General features: G+C 28.5%; 19 protein-coding genes and 1 pseudogene. 14 read left to right on the top strand and 6 right to left on the bottom strand.

The features are described 5' to 3' along the window. Positions 1 to 23 precede the first annotated feature (23 nt). Together J7M87_RS07405 and J7M87_RS07410 are read left to right on the top strand one after the other, a co-directional pair. Positions 24 to 1,349: an MATE family efflux transporter gene (locus J7M87_RS07405; protein WP_291650166.1), complete on the top strand. Its 1,326-nt coding sequence runs from the start codon at positions 24 to 26 to the stop codon at positions 1,347 to 1,349. A gap of 26 nt (positions 1,350 to 1,375) precedes the next feature. Next, complete coding sequence (locus J7M87_RS07410; RefSeq protein ID WP_291650168.1) at positions 1,376 to 1,834, top strand: GNAT family N-acetyltransferase; 459 nt, start codon at positions 1,376 to 1,378, stop codon at positions 1,832 to 1,834. A gap of 46 nt (positions 1,835 to 1,880) precedes the next feature. On the opposite strand, the gene J7M87_RS07415 is transcribed toward J7M87_RS07410, so the two are convergent. Continuing rightward, positions 1,881 to 3,491 carry an ATP-binding cassette domain-containing protein gene (locus J7M87_RS07415; RefSeq protein ID WP_291650170.1) on the bottom strand — a complete coding sequence of 537 codons (1,611 nt, stop codon included), beginning with the start codon at positions 3,489 to 3,491 and terminating at the stop codon, positions 1,881 to 1,883. 479 nt (positions 3,492 to 3,970) lie between these two features. Between J7M87_RS07415 and J7M87_RS07420 the strand changes: the two genes are divergently transcribed. From J7M87_RS07420 to J7M87_RS07435, 4 genes are all read left to right on the top strand, one after another. Further along, entirely contained in the window at positions 3,971 to 5,281 is a 1,311-nt protein-coding gene (locus tag J7M87_RS07420) for a sodium-dependent transporter (RefSeq protein ID WP_291650172.1), read from the top strand. 218 nt (positions 5,282 to 5,499) lie between these two features. Beyond that, on the top strand, positions 5,500 to 5,862 hold the full coding sequence (locus J7M87_RS07425) for a GntR family transcriptional regulator (protein ID WP_278599881.1): 363 nt from the start codon (positions 5,500 to 5,502) through the stop codon (positions 5,860 to 5,862). Positions 5,863 to 5,865: 3 nt separating this feature from the next. Then, positions 5,866 to 6,741 carry an ABC transporter ATP-binding protein gene (locus J7M87_RS07430; RefSeq protein ID WP_291650176.1) on the top strand — a complete coding sequence of 292 codons (876 nt, stop codon included), beginning with the start codon at positions 5,866 to 5,868 and terminating at the stop codon, positions 6,739 to 6,741. Beyond that, on the top strand, positions 6,741 to 7,487 hold the full coding sequence (locus J7M87_RS07435; protein ID WP_291650177.1) for a hypothetical protein: 747 nt from the start codon (positions 6,741 to 6,743) through the stop codon (positions 7,485 to 7,487). The genes J7M87_RS07430 and J7M87_RS07435 overlap by 1 nt, the downstream gene beginning before the upstream one ends. 74 nt (positions 7,488 to 7,561) lie before the next feature. Here the strand turns inward: J7M87_RS07435 and J7M87_RS07440 are convergent, their stop codons facing one another. Beyond that, complete coding sequence (locus tag J7M87_RS07440) at positions 7,562 to 8,209, bottom strand: hemolysin III family protein (RefSeq protein WP_291650179.1); 648 nt, start codon at positions 8,207 to 8,209, stop codon at positions 7,562 to 7,564. 211 nt (positions 8,210 to 8,420) lie between these two features. Here J7M87_RS07440 and J7M87_RS07445 point away from each other — a divergent pair, with 211 nt between their 5' ends. Together J7M87_RS07445 and J7M87_RS07450 are read left to right on the top strand one after the other, a co-directional pair. Beyond that, the gene (locus J7M87_RS07445; protein WP_291650181.1) at positions 8,421 to 9,005 is read left to right on the top strand and encodes a DUF1836 domain-containing protein; all 585 of its coding nucleotides are present in this window, start codon (positions 8,421 to 8,423) and stop codon (positions 9,003 to 9,005) included. A gap of 10 nt (positions 9,006 to 9,015) precedes the next feature. Further along, positions 9,016 to 10,716: pseudogene (locus J7M87_RS07450) on the top strand (ABC-ATPase domain-containing protein). Between the two features lie 282 nt (positions 10,717 to 10,998). Here J7M87_RS07450 and J7M87_RS07455 read toward each other — a convergent pair. Further along, positions 10,999 to 11,649, bottom strand: a complete 651-nt coding sequence (locus J7M87_RS07455) for a DUF305 domain-containing protein (RefSeq protein ID WP_291650183.1) — start codon at positions 11,647 to 11,649, stop codon at positions 10,999 to 11,001. Between the two features lie 114 nt (positions 11,650 to 11,763). Then, complete coding sequence (locus J7M87_RS07460; protein WP_291650186.1) at positions 11,764 to 12,453, bottom strand: YjjG family noncanonical pyrimidine nucleotidase; 690 nt, start codon at positions 12,451 to 12,453, stop codon at positions 11,764 to 11,766. Between the two features lie 177 nt (positions 12,454 to 12,630). Between J7M87_RS07460 and J7M87_RS07465 the strand changes: the two genes are divergently transcribed. The 6 genes from J7M87_RS07465 (at position 12,631) to J7M87_RS07490 (ending at position 19,037) form a co-directional block, all read left to right on the top strand. Further along, positions 12,631 to 13,320: a helix-turn-helix domain-containing protein gene (locus J7M87_RS07465; RefSeq protein ID WP_291650188.1), complete on the top strand. Its 690-nt coding sequence runs from the start codon at positions 12,631 to 12,633 to the stop codon at positions 13,318 to 13,320. Positions 13,321 to 13,489: 169 nt separating this feature from the next. Further along, positions 13,490 to 14,080, top strand: a complete 591-nt coding sequence (locus J7M87_RS07470) for a TetR family transcriptional regulator (protein WP_291650190.1) — start codon at positions 13,490 to 13,492, stop codon at positions 14,078 to 14,080. 147 nt (positions 14,081 to 14,227) lie between these two features. Further along, positions 14,228 to 16,168: an FAD-dependent oxidoreductase gene (locus J7M87_RS07475; RefSeq protein ID WP_291650192.1), complete on the top strand. Its 1,941-nt coding sequence runs from the start codon at positions 14,228 to 14,230 to the stop codon at positions 16,166 to 16,168. Between the two features lie 152 nt (positions 16,169 to 16,320). Next, positions 16,321 to 17,793 carry an ATP-binding protein gene (locus tag J7M87_RS07480; RefSeq protein ID WP_291650194.1) on the top strand — a complete coding sequence of 491 codons (1,473 nt, stop codon included), beginning with the start codon at positions 16,321 to 16,323 and terminating at the stop codon, positions 17,791 to 17,793. Positions 17,794 to 18,066: 273 nt separating this feature from the next. After that, entirely contained in the window at positions 18,067 to 18,255 is a 189-nt protein-coding gene (locus tag J7M87_RS07485) for a hypothetical protein (protein ID WP_291650196.1), read from the top strand. A gap of 140 nt (positions 18,256 to 18,395) precedes the next feature. Next, the gene (locus J7M87_RS07490; RefSeq protein ID WP_291650198.1) at positions 18,396 to 19,037 is read left to right on the top strand and encodes a pentapeptide repeat-containing protein; all 642 of its coding nucleotides are present in this window, start codon (positions 18,396 to 18,398) and stop codon (positions 19,035 to 19,037) included. A gap of 119 nt (positions 19,038 to 19,156) precedes the next feature. Here J7M87_RS07490 and J7M87_RS07495 read toward each other — a convergent pair whose 3' ends face one another. Then, positions 19,157 to 22,051: a glycosyl hydrolase family 18 protein gene (locus J7M87_RS07495; RefSeq protein ID WP_291650200.1), complete on the bottom strand. Its 2,895-nt coding sequence runs from the start codon at positions 22,049 to 22,051 to the stop codon at positions 19,157 to 19,159. 90 nt (positions 22,052 to 22,141) lie between these two features. Then, positions 22,142 to 24,658, bottom strand: a complete 2,517-nt coding sequence (locus J7M87_RS07500) for a glycosyl hydrolase family 18 protein (RefSeq protein WP_291650202.1) — start codon at positions 24,656 to 24,658, stop codon at positions 22,142 to 22,144. Positions 24,659 to 24,696: the final 38 nt, after the last annotated feature.

Here is a 24,696-nt window from a genome sequence, read left to right on the forward strand (position 1 = left end):
TGTAGGAGGAGAGGTTTATAAAAATGGAATTAAGTAATAATATTCTAAAAAATTTTATAAAGTATGTATCTTTTAATGTTATTAGTATGATAGGGCTTTCATTCTATATATTAGCTGATACATTCTTTATAGCAAATGGAGTAGGAAGTATTGGACTAACAGCTCTTAATTTAGTTTTACCACTATGGAGTTTAATAAGTGGAATTGGGTTAATGATAGGTATTGGAGCTGGAATTAGTTATTCCATAAAAAGAGGGAATAATAATGAAAAAGGAGCAAATAGAGTATTTACCCATGCGATAGTAATTGGATTAATTGTAGGTATTATTATAACTATAATAGGATTATTATTTTCTTATGATATAGTAAGAGTTTTAGGAGCTGATGAAACTATAGCTCCTTTAGCTGGGGATTATTTAAAGACATTGTTATCATTTTCTACTGTATTTATTATAAATAATATTATGACAGCATTCATTAGAAATGATAATGAGCCTAATTTGGCTATGATTGCAATGATTTTAGGAAGCTTAAGTAATATAGTATTAGACTATATATTTATTTTTCCCTTTAAGCTTGGAATGTTTGGAGCTGCATTAGCTACAGGAACAACTCCTATATTAAGCTTATTTATATTATCATTACATTTTATTCGAAAGAAAAATAATTTTAAATTTATTAAATGTAAAATTAGTTTATCATATTTGAAAAATATAGTTTCATTGGGGATTCCATCGTTTATTACAGAGTTTTCTTCAGGAATAATTATATTATTATTTAACTTTACTATTTTAAGCATTTCAAACAATACAGGGGTAGCAGCATATGGAATAATAGCAAACCTAGCTTTAATAGTAATATCTATTTTTACTGGAATAGCACAAGGAATTCAACCTATTGTGAGTAAAAACTATGGAGAAGGAAAGATTGATAATATTAAGGCTATATTTAAATATGGATTAATTACATCAGTAGTATTAGGTGTTGGATGTTATCTTATTGGGTTTAACTTTTCAGAGGAAATAGTTAATTTATTTAATAGTGAAGGTGATAGTGCACTATTATCTATGGCTGTAGAAGGAGTTAAAATTTATTTTATAGCTTTTACAATAATGGGATTGAATATAGTAACAACATCATTTTTTGCATCAATTAATGAAGCAAAGGAATCTTTTATAATTTCTATTATGAGAGGCCTGATTGTAGTTATTCCATTGATACTATTATTACCTAGATTATTTGGAATGATAGGAGTTTGGATTACGATTCCCTTGGCTGAAGTTAGTACTTTATTAATTAGTATTGTGTTATATTTAAAATACTCACAAGGGTTTAAGGGAGAAAAATAAATATAGTATTAAGGGGGAGATTAGAGATGAATATAGAATTTAGAAAAATTGATAGAAGCAATTATAATGAATGTATAGAATTAAAAATTAGTGAAGAACAGAAAAAATTTGTTGCTTCCAATATATATTCTTTAGTACAAGCAGCCTATGAGCCTAATTTATATCCATTAGGTATTTATAAGGATAATAACATTGTGGGCTTTATTTTATATGATTTTGATGATGAACTTAATGGATGGTCAATGAGCAGATTTATGATAGATGTTAAGTATCAAAATAAAGGAATAGGAAAAGTAGCAGTACAGAAATTTTTAGAATTCTTTGTAGATAAATATGGTCATCAGAAGCTTTATACAAGTGCTGAGGTTGATAATATTATTGCAATAGATTTATATGAAAAAAATGGATTTGAGAAGAGAGAAGTATTTGAATATGAATTTTCAGGAGTAAAATACAGAGAAATTAGAATGATAAATAATCTATAAAAAATAAGGAGCTGTTTCAATCAGCCCCTTATTTTTATATAAATCTTTATTTAGTCTTACCTGAGAATTCTAAGTATTCATCATATGTCATAGCTCTATCTACTATTGATCCATCTTGTTTAATATCTATTATTCTATTTGCAATAGTTTGAATAAATTGATGGTCATGAGAAGCAAACATTATAACACTCTTATAATCTTTAAGTCCGTTATTAACAGCAGTTATTGATTCAAGGTCTAAGTGGTTTGTAGGTTGATCTAGCATTAATACATTAGCATTTGTAAGCATCATTCTAGATAACATACATCTAACCTTTTCTCCTCCTGATAATACGCTAGCCTTCTTTAATGCTTCTTCACCAGAGAATAACATTCTACCTAAGAATCCTCTTAAGTAAGATTCAGATTGTTCTTCAACAGTATTACCTGAGTATTGTCTTAACCAATCTACAAGGCTTAAATCACAGTCATCAAAGAATTCATTATTATCTTTAGGGAAGTAAGATTTTGTTATAGTTATTCCCCATTTAAATTCTCCACTGTCTGGTTCCATTTCACCGTTTATTATCTTAAATAAAGTTGTTATAGCAATATCATTGTCACCAATAAGTGCTATTTTATCATCTTTATTAATTCTAAAGCTAACATTATCTAAAACTTTAACTCCATCAATAGTCTTAGTTAATCCTTCAACTGTTAAAATTTCATTACCAACTTCTCTTTCAGGTTTGAATCCAACGAAAGGATATCTTCTGCTTGAAGGTTGAATATCATCTAAAGTTATTTTATCTAATAACTTCTTACGTGAAGTTGCTTGCTTAGATTTAGAAGCATTAGCACTAAATCTTGCAATAAAGTCTTGTAATTCTTTAATTTTTTCTTCCTTCTTCTTGTTTTGATCCTTAGACATTTGTAATGCTAATTGGCTTGATTCATACCAGAAGTCATAGTTACCAACATATAATTTGATTTTACCAAAGTCAACATCTGCCATTACAGTACATACTGTATTTAAGAAGTGTCTATCATGGGATACAACTATAACAGTTCCTTCGAATCTTAAAAGGAAGTCTTCTAACCAGTTAATTGATTGTATATCTAAGTGGTTTGTAGGCTCATCTAGAATTAAAATCCCAGGGTTACCGAATAAAGCTTGAGCTAAAAGAACTTTAACTTTTTCTCCACCTACAAGTTCTGACATTTTCTTATAGTGCATATCAGTTCCGATTCCTAAGCCTTGAAGTAATGAAGAAGCATCTGATTCAGCTTCCCAACCATTCATATCAGCAAATTCACCTTCTAATTCAGAAGCTCTTATACCATCTTCATCAGAAAAATCAGGCTTTGCATATAAAGCATCTTTTTCTTCCATTATTTCATATAATCTTTTATTACCCATTATTACTGTTTGTAAAACTTCGAATTCATCATACGCATAATGATCTTGTTTTAAAACAGACATTCTTGTATTTGGAGCAATAGAAACATCTCCTGTGTTTGGTTCAATTTCTCCAGACAGTATTTTTAAGAATGTACTTTTACCAGCACCGTTAGCACCGATAACACCATAACAGTTACCAGGAGTAAATTTTATATTTACATCTTCAAAAAGCTTACGGCCACCAAATCTTAAACTTACGTTTGATACAGTTATCACTAAAAACCGACCTCATTTCTAATTTTATTCATTTCGTTATTATATCATAAACTCAACATATTTTCATTTAAAGATAAAATAAATATTTAGAATATTTAATGGAAACATAGTAAATTATTTAAATTCCATGTCTAATAGGGGTTGACACCTAGAGATATTGGTGGTAGTATTTACTAAAATGTAGTTTGGGAGAATAAGAATGAGCAAAATAATTAACTTAGAAGAAATAAAAGTTAATATGAATTATTATTATAGCTATTATAGATAGGACTTGTATTTATGAAATAATTATAGATACAAGCCGTAAGCAAAAATTAGGTTTGTGTCTATGATGGTTATAAATATTAATTATGCTCAATATTATAGAGATAATTTAACCACATGGATAAATGCTATGTGGTATTTTTTATTCCTGTTTATTACCACATAGTAGAGACTATGTGGTTTTTTTATATATAAATTAAGGAGGAATGTAGGCTATGAAGAAAAGAGAACATTTTACAAGTAGGGCAGGATTTATAATATCTTGCATAGGAGCGGCTGTAGGGCTAGGTAACATTTGGATGTTTCCATATAGGCTAGGACAAAATGGAGGAGCGGTATTTTTAATACCATACTTTATATTTGTTTTACTACTTGGTTCTATTGGGCTTATTACAGAATTTACTTTTGGAAGATCGGCACAAGGAGGATCATTAACAGGAATAAAAGATGCATTTGATAAAAAAGACAAAAAGGGTGGAATATTAATAGGAGCAATACCAGCAGTAGGATTGGCAGGAGTTTTTATGTTTTATAACGTAGTTGTAGGCTGGATTATTAAATATTTTACTTTAAGTACAACAGGAGAAATAAATAAAATACAGATAGATAGCTTCTTCAATAATTTTGCAGGGAGTAAGGAAACTATATTATGGAATGCAATTGCTATAGTTATAGCTCTTATTATAGTAATTATAGGAATAACAAAGGGAATAGAGAAAGCAAATAAAATAATAATGCCATTACTTTTTATAATTTTTATATTATTAGCTTTTAGATCATTAACTTTACCAGGAGCTATGGAAGGAGTTAAATACTTATTAACACCTAAGTGGGAATACTTATTTAAAGTTAATACATGGGTAATGGCTCTTGGACAAGCATTTTTCACGGTATCATTAAATGGATGTGGTATGGTGGTGTATGGTAGTTATATAGAAAAGAATATGGATATACCAAGATCAGCAGTTAGTACAGCGATATTAGATACTATATCTGCATTATTAGCTTCATTTGTTATAATGCCAGCAGTATTTGCATTTGGATTAGATCCTATGTCAGGGCCACCATTGTTATTTATAACATTACCAACTATATTTAAATCAATGCCAGCAGGACAAATATTATCAATGCTATTTTTCTTAAGTGTAATATTTGCAGCGATAAGTTCATCAATAAATATGTTAGAGGGACCAGTAGAAGCTTTAATGTCTCAAACAAAATTAAGCAGAAAAAAAGCAACAATTTTAATATCAACTATATTATTTATACTTTCAATACCTCTAAATTTAGATATGAATTTATTTAATAAGTTTTCAGATTTTATAACAATAGTTATATCTCCACTTGGAGCTTTAATAGTACTTGTAGTTTTCTATTTTATGAGGGATAAAGAAGAAATTTTAACTGAAATAAATATGGGGGCAAGTAAGAAAGTTGGAAATAAATTTTTACTATTTGCTAAGTATGGGTTTACTACTATAACTGTATTAGTTATAGTACTTGGAATAGTTTATGGTGGTATATAGTGAATTATTAAATTATAAATCCTATAAATAAGATGATGTTTATTAAAATGGACCCTATATAGATTAGACACTTATAAAAGAGAGTCTATCTATATAGGGTCTTTTTTATTTCTAAATGTTGACAACAGATCTTAAAAGATATATAGTTAATTACATAAGTAATGAACCAATTAACTAAATCGACATATATTATATTAGAAAGTTAAAAGGAGGTAGCTATGAATTTAGATTTTTCTAGTGAAATACCTATATATATTCAAATAGCACAATCAATAGAAGATGGAATTTTAAATGGAATTTTTAATGAAGATGAAGTAATACCATCAACAACAGAAATATCTGTAAAGTTCAAAATTAATCCAGCAACTGTAGCTAAGGGCTTTAATTTATTAGTAGATGAAGGAATTATTTATAAAAGAAGAGGTGTTGGAATGTTTGTTTCAAGTGGTAGTAAGGAAAAGTTAATACAAAAGAGAAAAGATAAGTTTTATTCTAATTATATAGTTTCATTAATTGAAGAAGCTAAGAAGCTTAATATATCTACTGCAGATATTATAGAAATGATTAGAAAGGGGGAGTAGTTAATGTCATTAATAAAAATATCTAATTTAACCAAGTTATATGAAAAGAATAAAGTTCTAGATAATGTTTCATTAACAATAGAGGAAAATAAGATATATGGATTATTAGGAAGAAATGGGGCAGGGAAAACAACTTTGCTAAATATTATAACTAATAGAATATTCCCAACTGAAGGTAGAATTACAATAGATAATGAAGATGTTATAGAAAATAACAAGGCAACTGGTAAGGTTTATTTTATGACAGAACAAGATTTATATCCACCAAGTTTAAAAATTAAGGATTTATTTAAATGGACAAAAGAGTTTTATAAAAATTTTGATATGGACTATGCATTAAAATTAAGTAAAAAGTTTGGACTTAATGTTGATAAGAAGTTTAAAGAATTATCTACTGGATATTCATCAATATGTAAAATAATCATAACATTATCTTCAGGAGCTGAAATATTACTTTTTGATGAGCCAGTTTTAGGATTAGATGCAAATCATAGAGATATGTTTTATAAGGAGTTAGTTGCAAATTATATAGATAATCCAAAGACTATATTGCTTTCAACTCATATTATAGAAGAAGTTTCAGAGATTTTAGAAAAAGTAATAATAATTAAGGATGGAAAAGTTTTAGGGGATAGAGAAGTAGAAGGGCTACTAGAGGAGGCTTACTTGGTATCAGGAGCTGCTGATAAGGTTGATAATTATTTAGAAGGAAAGAAGTGTATTAATATAGAAATTATAGCTGGGTTTAAAGAAGCTACAATCATTGGAAAATTAACTGAAGTGAATAAAAAGGAAATAGGTGAATTAGGGCTAGAAATTTCAAAAGTTGAACTTCAAAAGTTATTTATTCATTTAACAGGAGAGGGGGAAGCTAAGTAATGAAATTAAGGTCTATAGTAAAATATAATATTAATAGCATAAAAAATTCGATAATAATTTATTATTCAATTTTTATTATTGTATGCGTGGCTTTGGGTTTACTTTCAAAAAATGGTAATGGATCTTCTTCAGGTCTAGAAATATCAACAGCAATATTTTTATTTATTGTAGGATTAAATTTATTTAAGGAGAATTTCTATTTTGCTAAAAGTAATAATGTACCTAGAAGAGATTTCTTATATGGAACAGTAATATCTATGATTCCAGTAGTTTTAGGTATGTCCATTATAGATATAATAATTAATCGCATTTACAATATTTTTATGAAATGCCCAACTATCTATGATATGCTTTATACTAATATAGGAAGTGGTGAATGGTATCATTCCATTGACTGGGTGCAAGGTAATAGCATTGGAATTTTATTGAACACATTAATATTTCAAGCTTCATTATATTTAGCAGTATTCTCTCTAGGATTTTTAATAACTATAATTTATTATAAATGTAATAAGTTTATGAAAGTAGTAGTATCAGTAGTTCCAGTGGCAATATTTACAGTATCAAATGTAATAGGAACAGCTTATCCTAATATTGTTAATAATATAAATAAATTTATGGAGATCATATTTGGATGGAATACTAAAAATTCATATGCTGCTGTATTAACATTTATAGTATCATTCATAATTTTTATAGGAATGTCTAGATTTCTAACTAGAAAAGCAATAATAAAACAAGAATAATATAAATAGGCTGCATCAGAAATAATATATTCAATCTGGTACAGCCTTAAATAATTTTAAAATACATAATTAGTCTATAATAAATATAAGAATACACATATGAAGTGACTTAAGCTTCCTAAGATAATAAATATATGGAATATTTCATGAAAACCAAACTTACCTAATTGAAGTTTTTTAGGCTTTATTCCATATATAACACCACCTACAGTGTAAAGAACACCTCCAAATACTAATAAAAACAAGCTTATAGGATTAAGTACTTGTGATAATGGTTTAATCATAAATATAGCAGCCCATCCTAGACCAATATAAAGAGATGTTTGTAACCATCTTGGGCAATTAAACCATAGCATTCTAAATAATATACCAGCTAAGGCTATAGAAGCTATAGTTGTAAAAAATACAGTTCCTTTTGAGCCACCAAGAGCAATTAAGCAAAATGGTGCATAAGAACCAGCTATCAAGATAAATATCATAGAATGATCTAACTTTCTAAGTCTAAATATTACTTTTTCACTTGTTATTACACCATGATAAGTTGCAGAAACACTATATAGTGAAATTAAGCTTATACCAAATATAACTACAGAAACAATTGCAACATTAGATGCATTATTAATTAATCCTTTTGCTAGCATTGCAATTAATGCAAATAGTGATAAAATTGCGCCAACCCAATGAGTTAAACTATTTATAGGTTCTCTTAAATATTTTTCCAAAAACAAACACCCCTTTACAAGTAGTTTTAAAAACTATGTACTGTTATTATTATATTAATGATATAGATTTAAAAAGTCAAAGTCTATAATATCTCAAATTTTTAGGAAAATTTATATATTTTATTAAAATCCTTGAAATATCTAAGTGATACTAGTATATTTAAATATAGATATATTAATAAGTAGTTTATAAAACTACATGGAGGTACATATGGATATTAATGAATTAAAAGAAAAATTTAGTGAGCTGAACTTAAAAAATCAACTAACATTAGATGAAATACCTGAAATAGATTTATATATGGATCAAGTAACTCAGCTTTTTGATAGTAAGTTTAATGAAACTAAAAGAAATGAAGATGATAAGGCATTAACTAAAACTATGGTTAATAACTATGCTAAGGGAAAACTTCTAATGTCTGTTAAAAATAAAAAATACAGTAAGGAACACTTACTTTTGATGAGTCTTATTTATAATTTAAAGGGAGCATTATCGATAAGTGATATAAAGAGTTCACTAAATAAAATAGTTATATCCCTAGAAAATGAAGAAGAGTATCCAATAAGAGACTTATATAAATTGTATTTAAAACAATATGGGGAAGATTTAAAAGATGTAGAAGACTCAATTGAAATAAAATATCATAACATTGAAAATATGATAGCTAAAGAAGAAAATTTAAGTTCTGATGAATTTGAAAAAAACTTTTTATTACTTAGTTCATTTATTAATATGAGTAATATGTATAGAAGAATGGGCGAAAAGTTAATAGATGATTATTTTAATAAATTATAAGAGGTAGTTTATGAGAGATTATAATATTTTAAAAGAAGAATTAAGGAAAATAGATGGTAAGGGATATAAAGCATATAAGGATTTGCAAGGAGAATATGATTTTAAGGATTATATTTTATGTATTGATTATGTTCAAGGAGATCCTTTTGCTTCTCCATCAAGAGTTAGAATTGTTATTGATAAGAAAATAGCTAATTTCCCGGAAAATTTATTAGATAAAAAGTATAAAAGAATTGCAGTTTCGGATTTTATAACTAGGCTATTTTATTCAAATATAAATAAATATAGTGAAAAGATATTTGGATCAGGAAAAAGTGGGTTAATTACAATAAGTAAGTGTCCTCAAGAAATATTGGAGCGAACTTCAATAATAATAAATAAAGATAACATAGAAGCAAGATTCTATGTTGGCTTTCCAGCTAGGGGTAGAAGTGTATTAGCTAAAGAACTAGAAAAGATATTATATAATATTGTTCCTAGTATAGTATAAAATACACTAGTATATAAAAATATTGATAAGAATAAACTTATTAATAGGGTAAAGCTAGTAGAAGATCAAGAGTACATTAGAGATAACCTTAAGAAAAATAATTTAATTGCTTTTGTAGCAAATGGATCTATGCTTCCAAGAGAAAGTGGAGTGTCGTCAAAACCACTAAAAGCTGCTAAAAAATTTGAGTCGCCTAAAAGCTTGGAGGTAGAATTTAATTTGCCTAATAGAGGCTCAATAAAAGGAATGGGAATAAAAGAAGGAGTAACTTTAATAGTAGGTGGTGGATATCATGGAAAATCTACTATTTTAAATTCATTAGAACTTGGAGTATATAACCACATCGAGGGTGATGGAAGAGAGTTTGTTATATCTGATAATACATCTGTGAAAGTTAGAGCAGAAGATGGAAGAAGTATTAAAAATACGGATATATCATTATTTATAGATAATTTGCCAAATGGAAAAGACACAATAAAGTTTACAACTGAAAATGCTAGTGGAAGTACATCTCAAGCAGCTAATATAATTGAAGCGATAGAAAGTGGTGCAAATTCGTTATTAATTGATGAAGATACATCTGCAACTAATTTTATGATTAGAGATGACTTAATGCAAAGATTAGTTTCAAAAGAAAAGGAGCCCATAACTCCATTTATAGAAATAGTTAAGCCGTTATATAATCAAAAAAATATTTCTACAATTTTAGTAATAGGAAGTTCTGGAGATTACTTTGATGTAGCAGATTGTGTTATCCAAATGGATAACTATGAAGCAAAAGACGTAACTAAAGAAGCAAAATCATTAATGAGAGGCGAAATAAATAAGAGAATTAAGAAAAAAGATATAAAGATAAATATAAATTTTGATAGAAAGGTACAAAAGGGAACCATAGAAAGCACCTATAAAGGTGTAAAAGTAAAAACTATGGGAGTAAGCTCAATTATTATAAATAAAGAAAATATAGATTTAAGATCTGTTGAACAAATAGTAGATAATGAGCAACTAAATTCAATTGGTGCTATTATGAAGTGGGCAGAAGACAATATGATGAAAAAGTCTTTACTATTTGAAGAAATGATTGATTATATATATGATGAAATAAATAAAAAAGGATTAATTTCTATAGACAAGATTTATGGTGGCTCCGGAAGTTTATCAATGCCAAGAAAGCAAGAAGTTATGGCTGCTTATAATAGATATAGAAAGCTTATATTATAAGAAAAATCATTAATATATAAATATTATTTATATATTCAGATAAGGATAAGCTATATAAAAATAAAATTTGATATTAGCATATAAAAAAGGGAGGTTTTAATTTAAAACTTCCCTTTTTATGCATATATAAATAATATATAAAAATTTATATTTAAGTTTAAAAACCACTTTAAGTAAGTAAAATCAATGGTTTAAAAGGAGCTCACGAAACGTGAGGTCCTTTATAAAAATAAGAGATTAACTTCTTCAAAATATTAAGACTTGCTTGAAATTGAATAAATTTTACAATTTCTTTAATAGTGACTTCATTTCTTCAACACCTTTACTTTGTGTAGTTACAATATTTTCAGCCAGCCTTCTAAGCTCAGGATCCTTTGTATACTTTAAAATATCTTTTGCCATACCAATAGCACCCTCATGGTGATATATCATTTCTTGAAGAAAATTAGCGTCAACATTATCAGTTATTTCAACACCTTGCATTTCCTTAAACATCTTATCCTTTATTTTATTATATTCTGCTAGATATTTTTCAGAGTCAGCTTTACTTGAAGGCTTCTCTTTTTCAAATTTGTCTTTTAGTTGTTGCATAATTGGAATTTGTGCTTCTTGAGAAGTAATAATATTTTCAGCAATTTTTTTTACTTCTGGGTTAGAACCATATTTAACGATTGCTTTTGCCATATTTATGCCACCTTCATGATGAGGTATCATTTCCAAAACAAAGTCTAAATTAACATTTCCAGTGTTAGGTGCAGCATTCATGGACTTCATCATATTATCAAATATAGTTGTATATTCTTCATTATATCCTTGCTTTTCTTTAAAAATAATAGAATTGTTAATATTAGCAGAGACATTTTGAAGTGGTGAAATAAAATTAATATTTGCAATTGATGTTGATATCAATAGCGATAAAAGTAATGTTTTCATATATACCCTCCTAAGATGTATTCATAGTTAGTATTTAATAAAAAAATGAATATATACTAACGAATAACATTAATAGTAAGGAGACTAAATAAATATTAAATTATCTATATGAAATTATTCCTTTAAAATTTCAATAATTTCTGTTAATCTAGAAATTTCGTAAGTAGGCTTAAATTTAGTTTTATTTTCAATTTTACATGTATTAAGCCAACATGTATCTATACCAAAATTTATTCCACCTTGAATATCTGATGTTAAGCTATCACCTACCATTAATATCTTACTTCTATCATTATAATTTAGATTATTTAAAGCAATTTGAAATATCTTAGGATTTGGTTTTGATACACTAACTTCTTCAGATATTATGATATCATCAAAATATTTAGCTATGCTAGATTTTCTTATTCTATTGCTTTGTACATCGGATAAACCATTAGTGATTATAGAAAGTCTATAATTTTTACTAAGTTTCTCTATAAGATTTAAGCTTTCCTTATATAAAATTGAAGAATGAGATAAGTGTTTTAAATATGATTTAGAGAACTCAAGTTCATCAAATTCTATATTTAATTCATGAGATAATCTTTTAAATCTTTCAACTTTTAATTTTTCTTGAGATATAAGACCGCATTCAAACTCTTTCCAAATAGCTGTATTTATATCAGAATAGATCTTTAAATGATAATCCTCTCTATAGTCTATATTAAATTCTAAGATTGCTTTTTCAAAAGCATATTTTTCAGATTTCCTAAAATCAAATAATGTTTCATCTGCATCAAATATTATAACGTCATATTTCATAAAGACCCCCCTAGTATATATATTTACATAATTATAAATATAGCATATAAATTTAATAAAGATTTAAAATATAAGTAATTAATGTAAATATATAATTTCAAAATTTACATTTCTTTATAATTAGATTACAATATTTATATTAATTAATACATGACATATGTCATGATAGGAGAAATTATGAGAAAAATATCAAATAGAAGACATTTAAAGTACTATATTGATAAGCATAATATAGAAGAAATATTAGATGAAGAGATTATAGAATATGCTCAGCTTCATTTTTATGAGAAGGAAGAATACATATTACAAGCAGAAAGTGATCTTGAATATTATTATTTACTTGTAGATGGCAAGATAAAGATATCTTATCTTTTTGAAAATGGAAAATCAATGTTTTTAAAGTTTTATAGTGATTTTGATACAATAGGAGATATAGAATTATTAAAGGATACTAAGATACTTTGTGATATTAATGCTATAGGTGATGCATATTTAATAGCAATACCCTCAGATATAATTAGAAAGAAGTTCCTAGGAAATATTAAATTTGTAAGGCATTTGGCAGATTCATTAAGTGAGAAGCTGTATGCAACTATTAATAATAGCTCATATAATTTTGTATATCCACTTATAAATAGATTAGCTACATATCTAGTTGAGCACTTAACAGATAAAAATTATATAATTTTAAATTCATCATTTCTTGAAATTTCACAGTTTTTAGGAACGACTTATAGGCATTTAAATAGAACATTTAAAGAGTTAGAAGCAAAATCAATTATAGAATGTGATAATAAGAAAATATTTATTTTAAATGAGAAAAATCTTAGAGATTTATCTAAAGGGATATTTATAAAATCACTATAATTATACAATACTTCAATGATTAATTAAGCCTTAATGAAATTATATTTAGATTAAAAATTTTGATATATAAATAGTTAATTGATATAATATCTTTAATTTGATTTATATGATATGAGAATTTTATATTTTAAATAAAAACCTAAAGCTAAAATGGATTAGGAGTGAAAATATGAAGGAATTAAAGGGGATAGAAGAAAAAATTTTAGATAGAGCATTATATCTCTTTGGAAAAAATGGATCAACCAATGTTTCAATTAGAGCAATAGTAAAAGAAGCTGAAGTAAATGTGAGTGCAATAAATTACTATTTTGGCAGCAAGGATAATATGCTGAGATATGTTAAGCAATTTTATATAGATAATATTACTCAAGCATATTTACCATTAGATAATGAAGAATTAAGCATTGAAGAGAGGCTTATTAGATGTGCTAATGAAATTATAGAATATTCATTAAGATATCCTGGTGTTCTTGTTATGAATAAAGAAGCTGCTGATTCAAAAGAGAAAGATGAGATGGATATAAAGATAATTGAAACTACAAGAGAAGCAAATAGAAAATTAGATAATATATTAAGAGAAGTTTTAAATTGTGAAGGTGAGGAAGTTAAATATAAAAGAGCTATATTTATTTCGTCTATTATATATCCATTTATGGGAGAAAATCATGAGTTTTTTGATAAAGAAATATCAAATAATATAGATTCAAGACTTAATTACATAAAATATATAATAAATATATTAAAAAGAAATAAGATATAAAAATATAGAAAGATATCTCATTAATAAAATGAGATATTTTTTTGTCAAAATTAAAACAAATTGTTTTAAATATATTGATTTAATTTTAACAAAATCATATAATGAAGGTGAGGGAAATGTTGAAAATTAAATTTTGGAGGTAGCGAAATGGCATTTAATAATCTTTTTAGTCCAATAAAAATTAGAGGTATGGAAATAAGAAATAGAATTGAATTTCCTGCAATGGGAACAAAGATGGTAAAGGATGAGAAGGTAGTTACTGACCAGCTTATAAATTACCATGCTGCAAGAGCTATAGGAGGAAATGGTTTAAACTTCACAGAAGTATGTTCTGTATATGATAAAGCTGCACCAAAAAACTTCTTATCAATATCGGATGATAAATATATTCCAGGTTTGAAAAAGCTTGCTGATGCAATACATGAAGGTGGAGCAATGGCAGGGATTCAATTATGGCTTGGTGGTTCAGCTGTATTATTTGGGGATCAAACTTCAATGGTAGTAGTTCCAAGTGATTTTAAAGTTGAAGGAACAGATTATGTTGTTAAAGGTGCAAGTAAGGAAGTAATAAATGAATGTATTAAGGCTTTTGGAGATGCAGCTAGACGTGCTGTAGAAGCAGGATATGATACTGTAGAGTTCCATGCTGGACATAATTATACACCACACTCATTCTTAAGTAAGGCTTTTAATAAAAGAAATGATGAATACGGTGGAAGTTTAGAAAATCGTGCTAGATTCTTATTAGAATGTATAAAATCTATTAGAGAAAACATACCAGAAGATATGCCTTTATTTATGAGAATAGATGCTCATGATGATTGTGTAGAAGATGGACTTACTATAGAAGAAGTTATTCAATTTTGTAAATGGGCTAAAGAGGCTGGAGTAGATGTACTTGATGTATCACGTGGAAATTTTTCAAGTGCAGCTGTAAAATATGAAGTGCCACCAGTTGACTTACCAAGAGGATTTAATGTTGAAAATGCAGCAAGAATTAAAAAAGAAACTGGAATGATTACTGTTGCTGTAGGAAGAATTAATGATCCAGAGCAAGCAGATGAAATAATTAGAAGTGGAAAAGCAGATATGGTTGTTGTGGGACGAGCTCAGTTAGCTGATCCAGAATTTTGTAATAAAGCAAAAAATGGAAATGTTGATGATATAATACGTTGTGTTGGATGCAATCAAGGTTGTTATGATGGATTTACAGATCCCAATGTACCATTTATTACTTGTATGAGAAACCCTGCGTTAGGTAGAGAAGCCGAATTTGTTATTAAGAAAACAGATAGTCCTAAAGATATACTAATAGTTGGTGGGGGCGTATCTGGATTAGAAGTTGCAATAGAGTTAAAGGATAGGGGACATAATCCAATTTTATGTGAAGCATCTGACTCGCTAGGAGGACAATTTGTTCTTGCTGGTGCAGCACCAAGAAAAGAAGAAATGAAGGAAGCTGCTATTGCAATGGGAGAAATGGCTAAGAGAAAGGGAGTTGAAATAAAATTATCAACACCTGTAACTACTGAAGTAATTAAGGATATAAATCCAGATGAAGTTATAATAGCAACTGGTGCAGAGCCAATAAAATTAAATGTATCAGGAGCAGATTTACCTCATGTAACTAACTCTCATGATATACTTTCAGGCAAAGCAAAAGTAAATGGAGATGTAGTTGTTATTGGGGGCGGTCTAGTTGGGCTAGAGGTTGCTGAATATTTATCAGGAAATGTTAATAAAATTACTGTAGTAGAAATGCTTAATGAAGTAGCAAAAGATTTAGGTCAATTAAGAAAGATTTGTGTTATGGAAAACCTATATCATGAGGGAATTAAAACTATAACAGAGGCAAAATGTGTTGAAATAAAGGAAAAATCAATAGTTATAGATAAAAATGGAGTTATTGAAGAAGTTCCATGTGATTCAGTTATAGTTGCAATAGGAGCAAGATCTCGTAATTTTGAACCAATATCAAATTATTGCAAGGAAAATAATATACCATATCATATAATTGGTGATGCAGTAAGAGCTCGTAGAGCACTTAATTGTATAGAAGAGGCATCTGAAGTAGCAAGGAGAATTTAATATATTATAAATATACAAGTGGTATCTAACTTAGGTACCACTTTTTTTTGCTAATAATTTATATGATATTAAACAAAATTAATAGGTTGAATTGAAAAATTTATAATGATAATATTTTATTGGTTGAAATGTGTATGAAAGGGGTATGATTTATGGAAGAATTTCTAGATGTATTGCAGGATTATATTTTGATTATAAAGAATAATAAAATAGAATTCTATAATAAGGCACTAAGAGATTTATTAGGAGATAACCTAGAAGAGTTAAGTAACATTAATATATTACAATTAATTAAAGATAAGTCTAAATTAAATAGATATATAACTATAAATGATAAATATAATAAGAAAATTATAATTGAACCTATTATTAAAGATATTATTATAGATGGAACAAAGTTAAACTTGATAATTTTAAAGGAATTAAAAAATAAGTCATATAATATAGGGGATCTAGAGTTGATTTTAGATAACATACCGATGTCTGCCTGGGCAAAAGATATAGATGGTAAATATGTATATGCTAACAAAAGATATGCAGATGTCTTAAACATAGATAAATCTCAAATAATAGGGAAATATGATGCTCATCTTTGGAATATTGATCAATCTAATATTTGTAGAAATGAAGATTCAAGGATAATTAAAGACAAGGGGTATTTTGTTGATAAACAAAAGCTTAGCATAAGAAATGAAGATGTGTGGTTTAATATAATAAAGTTTGCAATTTTAGATGAATGTAAAAAAGTAAAGTTTATTATAGGGCTTGCTGACAACATAAATGATGAAATTACTTTAAGTGAAAATAAAAAGCTTTTAGAGCATGAAATTCAAATGGAAACTTTAAAAAATGAGTTTTTTTCCAATATATCACATGAGTTTAAAACTCCATTAAATATAATAATTAGTGCAAGTAAATTAATTAAAACATACTTGGAAAGTGAAGATAAAGAAAACTTAAATGATATAATTCTTAAAAGATACATTACTTCAATAGAGAAAAATGCGTTTAGGTTAGAACGATTAATAAATAATTTAATAGATATAACAAAAATTGATTCTGGAGATTATAAAATATCTATGAATAATTATAATATTGTACCATTAGTAGAAAATATAGTTTTGGCAGTAGTAAATTATATTAGCTCTGAAGATATATCAATAATATTTGATACGAATCAAGAAGAAAAAAGTGTAAAATGCGATAGAGAGAGTATTGAAAGGATAATATTAAATTTATTATCTAATTCAATAAAGCATATTCATGGAAAAGGAAATATAGTTGTTAAGATTAATGTATATGAAAATTATGTAGATATAACTGTAAAAGATGATGGTGAAGGAATTCCGAAAGAATACATAGAACGTGTTTTCAACAAATTTGGACAAGTAGATAAGAGCTTATCAAGAAAACATGAGGGTAGTGGATTAGGGTTATTTATAGTAAAGTCGTTAGTAGAAATGCATGGTGGAATTATTAACATAGAGAGTGAAGTAGGGGGTGGCACTGAAGTTACAATAAGACTGTACTCAAATGAAGTAGAAAATGGTGAAGAAATTAGTGGGGAAGTAGAGGAGATTATTAATAAATGTGATAAGGAGTTTGCGGATATTTATTATATTTAATTTGGAACTAAAATTACTAAACTTGGGGATATAAATTATCCAGTAGCTATATTTAATAATAATACACTTCTTCCAGCACAAGAAACCTTTATAATAGATTACACTAGTATAGAATCAATACTAAAGATAGCAATAAAAATGTTCTTATATAATTTTGCTATAGCTTTATTTTTTACAGCCATTGGAATATTTATTTCATCATTATTTAAGAATAAAATTGCACCATTAGCAATACTATGATTTGGAATTACATCATTATATGTTTTTCAAGATATGATTGGAGTTAGTGATTTATTAAACCCAATAGTGTATGCTAATTCTTATGAATTTGTTACAGGAATAAAAACATTAGATAATCCAAACTTAAAAATTTATTTAATTGTACTTTTAATGCTGGTATTTTCAATTACATTTATAGGATTAAGTGTTTTTAGGATTAATAAAATGAATTTAGTTGACTAATTCTAATTAAGAATTATAAAGTATAAACTTATACATACCACTCTTTATTTTGATCATTGTATATTTACTCTATGTATATATATGTTAATAATATATAATATTTATATGTAAAATTAATAAAGGTGTGGTGGTAAATTTTTATGAAAGTTAACAAGATTCAAAAACCAAAATTTTTAGATGATCTTGAAGAAGTAGAAGATATAGTAGAAGAAATAATTGAAGCTGATAAAATTCAAAATAAGATAGTAGAAAATACAGCAATAAATGCTATGATTAGTAAAGGAGTTACAATAGATTCTTGTATATTTAAGAATGTAGTATTTGAAAATTCATCACTTAGAAATATTGACTTATTAGATACAAGATTTGAAAATTGTGATTTATCTAATGTTGACTTAGGGGATGGGAGTATACATAGAGTAGAGTTTATTAACTGTAAATTATTTGGAGCAAAATTAGATGATTGTAATATAAAGGAGGTCGCGTTTCGCGACTCCCTTGGAAAATATATAAATTTATCCTATTCAAAGCTAAAGAATGTATGTATAGAGGATTGTAATTTTAAAGAAAGTATATTTCAGCAAGTTAAACTTGATAAAGTTAATTTTAATAATACAGATTTAACTTCATCATATTTTAATAAAACATCTTTAAATAAGGTAGATTTAACTACTTGTGATATCACTGGAATAGATGTTGAAATAAATGATTTATCAGGTGCAATTGTAACTAGTGTTCAGGGGTTAGATTTAACTAGATTAATGAATATAATAATTAAATAATTAAATACAACTATTATTTTTTATAAAAGAGGAAGACAGTATAGAGTTTTAATTAACAAAATTCTATACTGTCTTTTATAGATTAGTTAGTATTTAAAGACGAGATAAACTATATTTGTTTAGCTGATTTTTTCCCAAGCACCCCATTGATTTGATCCAGGAGTTTCACCTTGAGTCCACCATTTAGCTCTATATTTTACTCCGTTATAGATAACGACGTCTCCAGCAGAGTAGGCTTTGGTGGGACTGTAGGTGGGAATTTCAGGGGCATTATTAACTACTGTAATTGTTGCTTTAGCAATAGTTACTAGTCCTTTACTATCAGCAACTGAGTAAGTTAAATTATAAGCACCAGCTTTAGTTGTATCAACAGTGCCAGATACAGTTATTTTACTAGTTAAGTCACCATCTTCTTTATCAGAAGCAGTGATGCCAGTTAAGGGGTTAAAGCTTGTACCGATATTAATTTGTTTATCAGAAACTCCATTAATTACAGGAGCGGTATTAGTTGTAGTTTTTTCAGAAACAGTTATAACAATTGATGAAGTAGCTTTTAAGCCTTTGCTATCCGCAACTGAGTAAGTTAAATTATAAGTTCCAGCTTTAGTTGTATCAACAGTGCCAGATACAGTTATTTTACTAGTTAAATCCCCATCTTCATTATCAGAGGCAGTAATACCAGCTAAAGGATTAAATGAATCTCCAATATAAATTTGTTTATTAACTGCGCCATTAATAACAGGAGCTGTATTTTCAATAGGAGTTGGTCCATCAGGAAGCACTCTTATTAACTTCCAATATTTTGTGTTGGTAGGGGAACTATCATCTGTAGGAGGTATATACCAAGAAATACATTCATATAAGGCATCCTTATAAACTACTTGATCACCATATCTGTAAGTTTTACTTGGGTCATAGAATTGTTGTCCAGGTTCTAATGTTCTAAGAACTGTTACTATTCTTTCTTTTGTTGCAGTTAATCCCTTACTATCTGCAACTGTGTATTTCAAGGTATAATCACCAGTTTTAGCGGTGTTAACTGATCCAGAAATTGATATTTTACTAGTTAAATCACCATCTTCTTTATCAGAGGCAGTAACGCCAGCAAGAGGATTAAATGAATCACCTAAACTAATTGAAGTATTTGAAATTCCTTTTAATGTTGGAGCATAGTTTCCGTTTACAGGAACATTAGACGGTCTCATTCCATTAAAGGTTAAATTCTTAACTCCTCCAAAACATAATTTAATTGATCCGGCGAGTGAAGCAGTTTCTCCAACTCCAAGCTTTTGCCATCCTGATGATGTTATTGTAACTCTGTTAAAGTCTCCAACATCCTCAACTGTTGCAGTTCCACCTTGAGGTTGAGCGAATATTGCTGATTTAGGCAAATCAAAACTTACCTTCCAACCTGTATCTATTGGCTTATCTGTTTTATTTGTAACTTTTATATCATAAGTGTAATTTGGATGATCATATTTTCCTCCAAATACAACCTCTACATCAGTTTGAGATAATCCTGGAATAGAGTCATCTGTTACTTTACAATTTCCTATTGCATCTAAGCCAGATTTTAATCTACTTGTTAGTGTATCACCAAAAGTATATTTTCCTTCATTTATATTAGTAGAGCCTGGTTTGTGATTAGGGTTTGGGCCAAAGTCTCCATTCATTACCCATATTAACGCTCCACCTAAGTTTTTATTTTTAATATATTCAACTCTTTTATCTATTGATTTTTCATTTTCAAAAGATAGGAATACTTTCTTTTCATTTTGCCAAACGTATGGAACTCCACCAACTTCATCAAAGTAAACTTTTAAATTTGGGTCATTTTCCATTAAGTTCAATACATGCCATAATGGATTGGCTCCTGCAGGATCTAAGACACCATTATTATCTACGTCATCGCCCCAAACATTATATATTCCCGTAGCAGGAGTTTTACTAGAACCATGTAATCCATTAGTTCCACCTTGTACATTTTCCCATCCTCTTGTATAGTAAGGGATTCCCATAATTATTTTTTCAGGAGGTAATACTCCTCTATAGTATTTATAAGCCCAATCCATATTTAATGTAGGCATAGCCATTTGTATAGTTTCTCTATCTGCTGGATCAGGATAGATATTAGCTAAGTTTTCAACAAACTCATTCCAACCACCATGGAAATCATAAGACATTACACTAAGAAAATCTAAATATTGAGCATAAGAATTATCAGTCATTCCGCCTAGAACCCATGAAGATGCAGTTACTGCAGCTGTTTCAAGATATTTTTTACCATCTTGCTTCCCAGCAGAATCAAGTTTTTCTCTTAATGTCTTCATTAATAAGTTATATCTTTCATTTAGCTTACCCCTTCTAGGTTCAGCTAGGTCTTGATCAGCTGGATTACCTGAAGTTGATGTTGTAGATGGATACTCAAAATCTATATCTATACCATCAAAATTGTACTTTCTTACAAATTCAACACATGAATCAGCAAAAGTATTTATGCCTTGATCGGTATCTAGCATAGTATAAAAACCTCTACTACCAGCCCATCCACCAACAGACATTAATAGCTTTACGTTTGGGTATTGCTTTTTCATTGTTTGAAGAACATTGAAATGTCCTTTGTAAGGTAGAGTTTGATCTAGAGTAACAGTCTTACCATTATGACTTAATGGATAATCTGCAAATGTTTCTTCAATAGCCGCATGCTTATCTCCAAATGATATTTTATTAGTTGCTGGATCAATCATTCCAAAGGAATACTGAATGTGAGTTAAGGATTCCCATTGTAAATCGGCCGCATCAAAGTATCCTTGAGCTTCACTTTTATATGCCCATTCAGGAAAATACCCAATTATTTTTCTGCTTAAATCTGTATCGCTAACACCTGAAGCTGTTGGTGTTATATTTTCATTATTACTTGTTACAGCTGCTTTAGGTTGTATTGATATATTAAATAGTGTAAATAGCGAAAGAGTTATTCCAGTTACTATTCGTTTAATTTTAGTCTTTTTCATATTCTACCTCCATAATATTAATTGAAAAAGGTGATAGAAGTGGCTAACAAAGAATGTTAGCCATCTTCAAATTATAAATAGCTAGATGTACTAACTAATTTTTTCCCAAGCACCCCATTGGTTTGTACCTGGAGTTTCACCTTGTGTCCACCACTTAGCTCTATATTTAACACCGTTATACATAACAATGTCACCAGCTATATAAGCTTTGGTTGGGCTATAGGTTGGGATTTCTGGAGTAACATTATCAACTACTGTAATTGTTGCCTTAGCAGTAGTTACTAATCCTTTACTATCAGTAACTGAATAAGTTAAATTGTAAGTTCCAACTTTACTTGTATCAACAGTGCCAGAAATAACAATTTTATTAGTTAAATCACCATCTTCTTTATCAGAAGCAGTAATTCCAGTTAAAGGATTGAAGATTGATCCAATCTTAATTTCCTTATTAGCAACACCATTAATTACAGGAGCTGTGTTAGTTGCAGTTTTTTCAGAAACGGTTATAGTAACTGATACAGTAGTTTTTAAACCTTTACTATCAACAACTGAGTAAGTTAAATTGTAAGTTCCAGCTTTAGTTGTATCAACAGTACCAGAAACTGTTACTTTATTAGTTAAATCACCATCTTCTTTATCAGATGCAGTTATACCAGCTAATGAATTAAAGGAATCACCAATATAAATTTGTTTATTAGTAGCTCCATTAATTACTGGTGCAGTATTATCAGGAGATGTAGGATTACCATAAATAAATTGTCTTCCCATTTCAGGTGATGTTGAGTACATTCTTTGTGATAATTCAACACTCACTAAACCATTTAGGTTATCTATAGATTCAGCAATGTTTAAATCAAAAGATACTGTTTGACCGGGCTTCATAAGCTTTCCGTCGTATGATCCAGAGAAATCTATTACGTAATATCCATTTTCTTGTTTAACAGCAGGACTTGGATGTTGAGCCCCAGTTATAGTAATACCATTTGTCTTAATATAAAGCTTTACATTTTTTAGAGTTTTAGCTGCGGTTTCAACAGAACTAAGAACTTCGCCAGATTCACTTAATTTTTCGTTATTTGTAAAGCTTAAATTTATCACGCTACCGCTTCCCCATGCAGGTTTACTTGTAGTTAATTTAGAAGTCACATTAAGCTTATTATAAGTTATGGTATAGTTGTCTAGACTGCCTGATCCAAATAATGCTTCCTTGGTTACTTTTGTAAGTTCATCATGTTTAGTAGATGTTGTTTTAGCATCTTGTGAAGCCATCCAAGCAATCATTCCACCTAAATTATGCTCTTTAACATATTTAACTTTTTCTTGTATTGATCTTGCATTATCATAGGTAAAGAATGCACCTGTTGTTTCATTATATAGATAAGGGGCTTTAGCACTATCATCCCAATATTCTTTTAAACCAGTATATTTTGCTTTTAGTTGGTTAAGAGCATTGTATGACCATACTCCACCAGCACGACCACCTTCACCATTCTTTATAGGAGCTTCATTAAGAGCTCCTGAAGTTGGAGTAAGGTCTGCATCTTTATTAACAACTGCAGCTGTTCCAAACAATCCAGGATTAGCAGCATCTGGTCCATTATTACTTACTTTTTCCCAACCACGTGTATAGTAAGCTGCTCCAATAACTATTTTTTCAGGTTTAGCTCCATTTGCAATATAGTAATTAACGCTTTCATCAACAGAAAGGCATTCTCCTTTAAATGGAGAGTTAGGATTAGTGTAAAGTGCTGTTTGATGACCGCTAACTGTGCTCCATGCACCAGCCATATCGTAAGTCATAATATTTGCAAAATCAACTACATTAAATAATTTTTCTACATCTATTCCTTCATCAACTTTAGCTTTTCCAGCTGGAATAGCAACTGAAAGTTCATAAGTTTTTCCGAGTTCAGCACCTTGCTTATTTAAAGCATCCTTTAAGTCTTGTAACAAAATTATGAAGTTTTCTTTGTCGGCAGGAGTTGCTTTAGTGGTTCCTTCGTCGTTAGTATTATCAACTTTGTCTGGATCTCTAAGGCTAGCTGGATATTCCCAATCTATATCAACAAAATCCATATTAGTATATTTAATAAACGCCATAACATTTTTTACAAAGTTTGCTCTTATTGATGGATTAGCAGCTATAACTGAGAAATCACCTGACTTGGACCAGCCACCTAAAGATACTCCTATTTTTAAATTAGGATTTTCACTTTTTAAAACTTGGAATGCGTTTAGAATGCCACCATTTACATCACCATAAGTTACGCCAGCATTTCCTAGAGGATGACCAGTAGCTGCATCTTTATCAGTAAATTTTAAAACACCTTGTGCATCAAAATCTACGAATGCAAAATTAAGGTGAGTTAATTGATCAGCAGGAATATCCTTAGGATAGAAGTTACCTTGACCTCCCCAGATTGACCAATCTCCATAATACATTACATTACGATATTTTTGAGCAGATTGTTGAACTGCATTAGGTGCAAAATCGGTAATTGTATTAACAGTAGCTCTAACTGGAGTAACACCTGTTATAAGCATTGCTGCTATTGCTGTTAATGCAACAATAGGCTTTGATTTTTTATAAAGCTTTTTCCTTATCATAATATTAAATCCCCTTTACAAATAAATTTCTAAATTAA

It is taken from the genome of Clostridium sp. (assembly GCF_017888565.1).
Taxonomy (GTDB): domain Bacteria; phylum Bacillota; class Clostridia; order Clostridiales; family Clostridiaceae; genus Clostridium.

Coding starts and splice junctions, on each gene's coding strand:
- J7M87_RS07405 (WP_291650166.1), top strand. CDS start 24: ATGGAATTAAGTAATAATATTCTAAAAAATTTTATAAAGTATGTATCT.
- J7M87_RS07410 (WP_291650168.1), top strand. CDS start 1,376: ATGAATATAGAATTTAGAAAAATTGATAGAAGCAATTATAATGAATGT.
- J7M87_RS07420 (WP_291650172.1), top strand. CDS start 3,971: ATGAAGAAAAGAGAACATTTTACAAGTAGGGCAGGATTTATAATATCT.
- J7M87_RS07425 (WP_278599881.1), top strand. CDS start 5,500: ATGAATTTAGATTTTTCTAGTGAAATACCTATATATATTCAAATAGCA.
- J7M87_RS07430 (WP_291650176.1), top strand. CDS start 5,866: ATGTCATTAATAAAAATATCTAATTTAACCAAGTTATATGAAAAGAAT.
- J7M87_RS07435 (WP_291650177.1), top strand. CDS start 6,741: ATGAAATTAAGGTCTATAGTAAAATATAATATTAATAGCATAAAAAAT.
- J7M87_RS07445 (WP_291650181.1), top strand. CDS start 8,421: ATGGATATTAATGAATTAAAAGAAAAATTTAGTGAGCTGAACTTAAAA.
- J7M87_RS07455 (WP_291650183.1), bottom strand. CDS start 11,649: ATGAAAACATTACTTTTATCGCTATTGATATCAACATCAATTGCAAAT.
- J7M87_RS07460 (WP_291650186.1), bottom strand. CDS start 12,453: ATGAAATATGACGTTATAATATTTGATGCAGATGAAACATTATTTGAT.
- J7M87_RS07465 (WP_291650188.1), top strand. CDS start 12,631: ATGAGAAAAATATCAAATAGAAGACATTTAAAGTACTATATTGATAAG.
- J7M87_RS07470 (WP_291650190.1), top strand. CDS start 13,490: ATGAAGGAATTAAAGGGGATAGAAGAAAAAATTTTAGATAGAGCATTA.
- J7M87_RS07475 (WP_291650192.1), top strand. CDS start 14,228: ATGGCATTTAATAATCTTTTTAGTCCAATAAAAATTAGAGGTATGGAA.
- J7M87_RS07480 (WP_291650194.1), top strand. CDS start 16,321: ATGGAAGAATTTCTAGATGTATTGCAGGATTATATTTTGATTATAAAG.
- J7M87_RS07485 (WP_291650196.1), top strand. CDS start 18,067: ATGATTGGAGTTAGTGATTTATTAAACCCAATAGTGTATGCTAATTCT.
- J7M87_RS07490 (WP_291650198.1), top strand. CDS start 18,396: ATGAAAGTTAACAAGATTCAAAAACCAAAATTTTTAGATGATCTTGAA.
- J7M87_RS07495 (WP_291650200.1), bottom strand. CDS start 22,051: ATGAAAAAGACTAAAATTAAACGAATAGTAACTGGAATAACTCTTTCG.
- J7M87_RS07500 (WP_291650202.1), bottom strand. CDS start 24,658: ATGATAAGGAAAAAGCTTTATAAAAAATCAAAGCCTATTGTTGCATTA.